Raw genomic sequence first — 8,075 nt, 5'->3', positions numbered from 1 at the left:
TAAAACAAGTCAATCAACAAGTGCCCACACAGATTGTCTGATATATTGTTAAAGAGCAAAAAATAACGACGCACTGGGTTTCATAAAGCTTCACAACAGCGCGTCGTTGTGTGGGGCGTATTATAGGCATTTCAGACGCCTTTGCAAGATCTTTTTGTAAAAAAATGTAAATTTTTTATTAGTTGAAGATCTTTTCGCCTATTCGCACAAAAAATAGATCATTTTTGTTACTTAATTAATCGTTTTGCTATTCTTGGCAAATCTGCAATAGAATCCAAAACATAATCAGCGAGGTTCTCTCCCTCTTCTGTAATAGGTTTGCCTGTTCTCACTAAAATATTTGTTTTCACTTTTGCGCCAATGCCCGCTTTAAGATCTTCAATCTTATCACCAACCATAATAGATTGTGCAGGATCGATTTTCAGCGCTTGAATTGCCTCTAATAACATGCCTGATTTTGGTTTTCTACATGCACAGTCTTCTTTATATTCGCCTTTCCCTTCTGGATGATGAGGACAATAATAGATACCATCTAAATCTACTCCACGATCAGCTAATGACCAATCCATCCATTCTGTAAGTTGCAAAAACTGATCTTCTGAAAAATATCCACGAGCAATGCCCGATTGATTGGTCACTAAAACTAAAAGGTATCCCATTTCCTTCAATTCTTTTAATGCATCAATACTGCCTTCTATAAATTGGAAATCATCAATTTTATGGACATAACCATGGTCAATGTTTAAAGTGCCATCACGATCTAAAAAAACAGCTTTCTTCATATATTTTCTCATTTATCTTTTTCTTAAGACAAAATTATCCCTTTTATCCTTAATATAAGCAATAATAAGTCATAACTGATCTATCTAAAAAAGATCCCCGAAGATATTGACACAGCATTCTAGACGTCTAGAATACAAATGAAATTCAAATATTAACTGAGAACAAGGGCTTATATGATTAAGCTAAATAACATTACGAAGATTTTTACACTTCCAGATAAAAAACTGACCGCACTTGATAATGTTTCATTACATGTGCCGAAGGGACAGATTTGCGGTGTCATTGGTGCTTCTGGCGCAGGTAAAAGTACACTTATCCGTTGTGTAAACTTATTAGAAAGACCGACTCACGGTGCTGTGCTCATCGATGATGTGGATCTGACTCAACTTTCTGAAGCAGAATTAGTGAAAACACGCCGTCAAATCGGTATGATTTTCCAACATTTTAATTTGTTAACCTCTCGAACCGTTTTTGAAAACGTGGCATTGCCACTTGAATTAGAAAATAAATCGAAAGCAGAAATTCAAGAAAAAACGACCGCACTTTTAGCACTTGTAGGATTAAGTGATAAACATAATGTATATCCTGCTAATCTCTCTGGTGGTCAAAAACAACGAGTGGCCATTGCACGTGCGCTTGCGAGCGACCCGAAAGTCTTACTTTGTGATGAAGCCACTAGCGCATTGGATCCAGCCACAACTCAATCCATTCTAAAATTATTAAAAGAAATTAACCGCTCTTTAGGTATTACTATCCTTCTCATTACCCATGAAATGGAAGTAGTAAAACGTATCTGCGATCAAGTTGCGGTAATTGATAAAGGCCGTCTGATTGAACAAGGCACGGTTAGCGAAATTTTCTCTAATCCGAAAACAGAATTAGCTCAAGAGTTTATCAGTTCTACCTTCCACATTACCTTGCCGGAAGAATATTTAGAAAATCTATCTGATACGCCAAAACATGCCAAATCGTATCCGATCATCAAATTTGAATTTACAGGTCGTTCAGTAGATGCCCCATTACTTTCTCAAGCATCAAAAAAATTTGGTGTTGAACTCAGTATCTTAACATCACAAATTGATTATGCCGGTGGGGTAAAATTTGGCTTTACCATTGCGGAGGTTGAAGGTGATGAAGATGCTATTACGCAAGCCAAAGTTTATTTAATGGAAAATAACGTTCGAGTAGAGGTGCTAGGCTATGTTCAATGATTTATGGGCAACATTTAGCCAACAATTCCCCGATAATTTTGCGAGTTTATTAACGGTATCAACCGTTGAAACGGTTTATATGTCGGTATTGTCGACATTAATTGCGGCTTTATTAGGCTTACCACTTGGTTTTTTAACCTTTTTAACCAATAAAGGGGCAATTTTAGAAAACAAAAAACTCAATGCGTTCTTAAACGTCATTATTAATATCGGACGTTCAATCCCTTATATTATTTTGTTACTTGCTTTAATTCCGCTTACCAGTTGGTTACTTCCTGGCGGTAGTATTGGTTCTAATGCGGCAATTGTGTCATTAAGTGCTGCAGCAACACCATTTTTTGCACGTCTTACGAGCAATGCACTTTTTGAGATCCCAACCGGTTTGACTGAAACAGCAAAAGCCATGGGCGCAACCAATTGGCAAATTATTCGTAAATTCTATTTGCCTGAATCTTTACCAACGCTTATTAATGCGATTACACTCACCTTCGTGACATTAATTGGCTATACCGCAATGGCGGGAACGCAAGGCGGTGGCGGTTTAGGAAGTCTTGCCATTAACTATGGTGTCTATCGCAATATGCCATCGGTAACTTGGGCGGCTACGATTGTTATTGTGATAATCGTCATGCTCAGTCAAAAATTAGGCGACACGCTCGCAAAACGAGTAGATCACCGTTAATTATTTTCTATACCATTTTATTCACAACAAGGAAAAAACATGAAATTAAAAAACTTATTTGCTATCACCGCTATCGCGTCAGCATTAGTATTAACAGGTTGTAAAGAAGAGAAAAAAGCAGATGCAGCGTCAACTGCGCCTGCAGCAACATCAATCAAAGTTGGTGTAATGGCGGGTCCTGAGCACCAAGTAGCCGAAACCGCTGCAAAAGTGGCAAAAGACAAATACAACTTAAATGTTGAATTTGTTTTATTCAATGACTACGCATTGCCAAATACTGCTGTATCTAAAGGTGATTTAGATGGTAACGCAATGCAACACAAACCTTACTTAGATGAAGATGTAAAAGCGAAAAACTTAAACAACTTAGTGATCGTTGGTAATACCTTTGTTTACCCACTTGCTGGATATTCTAAAACCATCAAAAATGTAAATGAATTAAAAGATGGCGCGAAAGTTGTTGTGCCAAATGACCCATCAAACCGTGGTCGTGCATTAATCCTCCTTGAGAAACAAGGTTTAATCAAACTTAAAAATTCTAACGATCTTCTTTCAACTGTCGCAGATATCGTTGAAAATCCGAAAAACTTAAAAATTTCTGAAGTGGATACCTCTGTTGCAGCTCGTGCATTAGATGATGTTGATCTTGCGGTTGTAAATAACACTTATGCGGGTCAAGTTGGCTTAAATGCACAAGATAACGGTGTATTCGTAGAAGATAAAGATTCTCCATACGTAAACATCATCGTTGCACGTACTGACAACAAAGACAGCAAAGCGATCCAAGATTTCGTCAAAGCGTACCAAACTGAAGAAGTTTACCAAGAAGCGAAAAAACACTTTAAAGATGGTGTTGTAAAAGGCTGGTAATTTTAGCTTAAACTCAATATTTTAAGGCCACCAACAAGGTGGCTTTTTATTGATGAAAAGAAAGTGCGGTCATTTTTTACAATACTTTTCCAAAAGAAAAATGCATCAAAAACATACCGCACTTCCTGTATTAAGATAATAAAAAACCCGAGCCTAAACTCGGGTTTTCTTTTATCGATTAGCGATTACTCTGCATCATCTGCCATATTAAGCATTTCTGCCAAGTTAGTTGTTGCATCATCTGCTGTCATCACGAATTCATCAGCAATTGCTGCTTCATCGTCTTCAGACAATTTAATCACAACATCGTCTACAATACGTTTTTTGTGACGACCTTGGTGATACGCAAAACCAGTACCAGCAGGGATTAAACGACCGACGATTACGTTCTCTTTCAAGCCGCGTAATTCATCACGTTTACCCGCCACCGCTGCTTCAGTAAGCACACGAGTGGTTTCTTGGAACGATGCCGCAGAAATGAAGGATTCTGTCGCCAATGATGCTTTGGTAATACCTAGTAATTCACGTTCGAATTCAACTGGTGGTTTACCTTCCGCTTCACGTTTACGGTTCACAATTTTCACGCGAGCTACTTCAACTTGTTCTCCTTCGAGGAATTCGCTGTCATAAGCTTTCGTGATAACTGCTTTACGTAACATTTGACGTACGATAACTTCGATGTGCTTATCGTTAATTTTTACCCCTTGTAAGCGGTAAACTTCTTGCACTTCGTTTACGATATATTCAGTTACAGCACGAACACCGCGTAAACGTAAGATATCGTGTGGAGTCTCTGCGCCATCAGAAATCACGTCACCACGTTCTACCATCTCACCTTCAAATACGTTGAGCTGACGCCATTTTGGAATCATTTCTTCGTAGATTTCACCTTCAGTTGGGGTGATTAGCAAGCGACGTTTACCTTTGGTTTCTTTACCGAAGGACACGATACCTGAAATTTCTGCCAAGATAGCAGGCTCTTTCGGTTTACGAGCTTCGAATAGATCAGCAACGCGTGGAAGACCACCGGTAATATCTTTAGTACCTACAGATTCTTGTGGAATACGTGCAAGTGGTTCACCCACTTTCACTTCCGCACCGTCATCTAAACTTACGATTGCTTTACCTGGTAAGAAGTATTGTGCAATAACGTCAGTTTCAGGTAAGAAGATATCGTTACCTTTTGCATCAACTAATTTGATGGTTGGACGTAAATCTTTACCTGCAGTTGCACGTTCACCCACGTCTTGTACCACGATAGAAGAAAGACCAGTTAATTCATCCGTTTGACGAGTTACAGTTAAACCGTCCACGATATCGATGAATTTCACAAAACCTGATACTTCAGATACAACTGGCATGGTATGTGGATCCCAGTTTGCCACTGTTTCACCCGCTGATACTTCTTGACCGTCTGCTTTATTCAATACTGTACCGTAAGGCACTTTATAGTGTTCTTTCGTACGACCAAATTCATCAGTCACCGTTAATTCAGTATTACGAGAAGTTAAAACTAATTTACCTTCGTCATTAACAACGAATTTCGCGTTAGCAAGGTGTAAAGTACCGTTGTTTTTGATTTGTACGCTAGATTCTTTCGCTGCTGCAGAAGCTGCACCACCGATGTGGAACGTACGCATGGTTAACTGTGTACCTGGCTCACCGATAGATTGAGCAGCGATAACACCAACTGCTTCACCTTGGTTGATGAGGTGACCACGCGCTAAGTCACGACCGTAACATTTCGCACATACACCAAAGTCAGTATCACAAGTTACAACAGAACGTACTTTTACGCTGTCCACTGAGTTTGCATCTAACACATCACAAAGTTTTTCATCTAATAAAGTGTTACGTGCAATTAAGACTTCTTCTGTACCTGGTTTATACACATCTTCAGCTACAACACGACCTAACACTAATTCGCGAAGTGGAACTTTCTCATCGCCACCTTCGATTAATGGAGTCATGACTAAGCCTTCGTGTGTACCACAGTCATCTTCAACGATCACTAAGTCTTGTGCCACGTCAACTAAACGACGAGTTAAGTAACCAGAGTTTGCTGTTTTTAATGCGGTATCCGCCAAACCTTTACGCGCACCGTGGGTTGAAATAAAGTACTGAAGTACGTTTAAACCTTCACGGAAGTTCGCTGTAATTGGGGTTTCAATAATTGAACCATCTGGACGCGCCATCAAACCACGCATACCAGCTAACTGACGAATCTGAGCTGCAGAACCACGCGCACCAGAATCAGCCATCATAAAGATACTGTTGAAAGAAGCTTGTTTCTCAGGGTTACCTTCACGGTTGATTACTTCTTCCTGAGATAAGTTTTCCATCATCGCTTTCGCTACGCGCTCATTCGCCGCAGCCCAAATATCGATTACCTTGTTATAACGTTCGCCAGCTGTTACAAGACCAGATTGGAACTGTTCTTGAATTTCTGCCACTTCTTCTTCCGCTGCAGAAATAATTTCGTATTTTTTCTCTGGGATAACCATATCGTCGATACCCACAGAAGAACCAGAACGTGCAGCATAAGCAAAACCGGTATACATAATATGGTCAGCAAACATTACCGCTTCTTTCAAACCTAAACGACGATACGCTTCGTTGATGAGTTTAGAAATTGCTTTTTTACCTAATGTTTGGTTGAACAATGAATAAGGCATGCCTTTCGGCGCGATCATCCATAAGATTGCACGACCGATAGTAGTATCGGTTAATGTGGTTTTCTCTTCTAATTCGCCAGCTTCATTTTTCACATATTCAGTAATACGTACTTTAACGCGAGAATGTAACTCTGCTTCACCTGTGCGATATGCTTTTTCAGCTTCGCGCGGATCTTGCAATAACATGCCTTCGCCTTTACCGTTTACTTTTTCACGGGTCATATAGTAAAGACCCAACACCACGTCTTGTGATGGAACGATAATCGGATCACCGTTTGCTGGTGAAAGTACGTTGTTGGTTGACATCATTAACGCACGAGCTTCTAACTGAGCTTCAAGTGTTAATGGGACGTGAACCGCCATTTGGTCACCATCGAAGTCCGCGTTGAACGCTGCACAAACAAGTGGGTGTAACTGGATTGCTTTACCTTCGATTAGAAGTGGTTCAAACGCTTGGATACCTAAACGGTGAAGTGTTGGCGCACGGTTCAATAGGATTGGGTGCTCACGAATAACTTCTGCCAAGATATCCCAAACGATCGCATCTTCACGCTCAACCATTTTCTTAGCCGCTTTAATTGTGGTTGCATAACCACGGCTTTCTAATTTTGCATAGATAAACGGACGGAATAATTCCAATGCCATTTTCTTCGGTAAACCACATTGGTGTAAGTGCAAGTATGGACCTACGGTGATTACAGAACGGCCTGAATAGTCAACACGTTTACCTAATAAGTTTTGACGGAAACGACCTTGTTTACCTTTGATCATATCCGCAAGTGATTTTAATGGACGACGGTTAGAACCCGTAATCGCACGACCACGACGACCATTATCTAATAACGCATCAACAGATTCTTGTAACATACGTTTTTCGTTACGCACGATAATATCTGGTGCGATTAAATCTAATAAACGTTTTAAACGGTTGTTACGGTTGATCACGCGACGATATAAATCGTTCAAGTCAGACGTTGCAAAACGACCACCATCTAATGGTACTAACGGACGTAAATCTGGTGGAAGTACCGGTAATACAGTCATCACCATCCACTCTGGTTTATTACCAGACTGTTGGAAAGCTTCTAATAATTTTAAGCGTTTAGTGATTTTCTTACGTTTTGTTTCAGAGTTAGTTTCTTGTAACTCTTCACGTAATTTTTCACATTCCACTTCAAGATCAATACCTTTAAGTAAATCTTGAATTGCTTCAGCACCCATTTTCGCTTCGAATTCATCTTGCCAACGGTCTTCTGCATTAAGGAATTGTTCTTCAGTTAATAACTGTCCACGTTCCAAATCGGTCATACCCGGTTCGGTTACGATGTACATTTCAAAGTAAAGCACACGCTCAATATCACGTAACGGCATGTCAAGTAATAAACCGATACGGGACGGAAGTGATTTCAAGAACCAAATGTGCGCCACAGGACAAGCCAATTCAATGTGGCCCATACGTTCACGACGCACTTTAGTTTGTGTTACTTCAACACCACATTTTTCACAAATCACACCACGGTGTTTTAAGCGTTTATATTTACCGCATAAACATTCGTAATCTTTTACTGGCCCGAAAATACGTGCACAGAAAAGACCATCACGCTCAGGTTTGAACGTACGATAGTTGATTGTTTCAGGTTTTTTAACTTCACCAAATGACCACGAACGGATCATGTCTGGAGAAGCTAACCCAATTTTAATCACATCAAAATCTTCACTCGTTTTTGATTGTGCTTTTAAAAACTTAACTAAGTCTTTCACAAATAGTCTCCTGTCGGAGTTAAGGGTTTCAAAGTGCGGTCAAAAATATTTTGTTTTTTAACCGCACTTCGGCGATTTCTTCCTTTTGCTTCC

The 8,075-nt window shown here is 39.8% G+C and carries 5 protein-coding genes; 3 read left to right on the top strand and 2 right to left on the bottom strand.

The genetic code is table 11. From position 1 onward, the window contains the following. Window positions 1-227: 227 nt before the first annotated feature. Window positions 228-782, bottom strand: a complete 555-nt coding sequence (gmhB, locus tag DPV85_RS08470) for a D-glycero-beta-D-manno-heptose 1,7-bisphosphate 7-phosphatase (RefSeq protein WP_111315780.1) — start codon at window positions 780-782, stop codon at window positions 228-230. A gap of 174 nt (window positions 783-956) precedes the next feature. Here gmhB and metN point away from each other — a divergent pair, with 174 nt between their 5' ends. Genes metN through DPV85_RS08455 form a run of 3 tightly spaced genes read left to right on the top strand, consistent with a single transcriptional unit; the run spans window position 957 to window position 3,546 of the window. Then, the gene (gene metN, locus DPV85_RS08465) at window positions 957-1,994 is read left to right on the top strand and encodes a methionine ABC transporter ATP-binding protein MetN (protein WP_111327717.1); all 1,038 of its coding nucleotides are present in this window, start codon (window positions 957-959) and stop codon (window positions 1,992-1,994) included. After that, entirely contained in the window at window positions 1,984-2,676 is a 693-nt protein-coding gene (locus DPV85_RS08460; RefSeq protein WP_005694683.1) for a methionine ABC transporter permease, read from the top strand. Before metN ends, DPV85_RS08460 begins: the two co-directional genes overlap by 11 nt. Window positions 2,677-2,715: 39 nt before the next feature. Continuing rightward, the gene (locus DPV85_RS08455) at window positions 2,716-3,546 is read left to right on the top strand and encodes a MetQ/NlpA family lipoprotein (protein WP_111327716.1); all 831 of its coding nucleotides are present in this window, start codon (window positions 2,716-2,718) and stop codon (window positions 3,544-3,546) included. 185 nt (window positions 3,547-3,731) lie between these two features. Here the strand turns inward: DPV85_RS08455 and rpoC are convergent, their stop codons facing one another. Continuing rightward, window positions 3,732-7,982: a DNA-directed RNA polymerase subunit beta' gene (rpoC, locus tag DPV85_RS08450; RefSeq protein ID WP_111327715.1), complete on the bottom strand. Its 4,251-nt coding sequence runs from the start codon at window positions 7,980-7,982 to the stop codon at window positions 3,732-3,734. Window positions 7,983-8,075 lie beyond the last annotated feature (93 nt).

It is taken from the genome of Haemophilus parainfluenzae (genome assembly GCF_003252725.1).
GTDB lineage: Bacteria > Pseudomonadota > Gammaproteobacteria > Enterobacterales > Pasteurellaceae > Haemophilus_D > Haemophilus_D parainfluenzae_L.
This window is presented reverse-complemented; position numbering and strand designations above follow the sequence as displayed.

What these genes read in the sequence shown, in the direction of transcription:
- metN (WP_111327717.1), top strand. Translation starts at nt 957, where the DNA reads ATGATTAAGCTAAATAACATTACGAAGATTTTTACACTTCCAGATAAA.
- gmhB (WP_111315780.1), bottom strand. Translation starts at nt 782, where the DNA reads ATGAAGAAAGCTGTTTTTTTAGATCGTGATGGCACTTTAAACATTGAC.
- DPV85_RS08455 (WP_111327716.1), top strand. Translation starts at nt 2,716, where the DNA reads ATGAAATTAAAAAACTTATTTGCTATCACCGCTATCGCGTCAGCATTA.
- DPV85_RS08460 (WP_005694683.1), top strand. Translation starts at nt 1,984, where the DNA reads ATGTTCAATGATTTATGGGCAACATTTAGCCAACAATTCCCCGATAAT.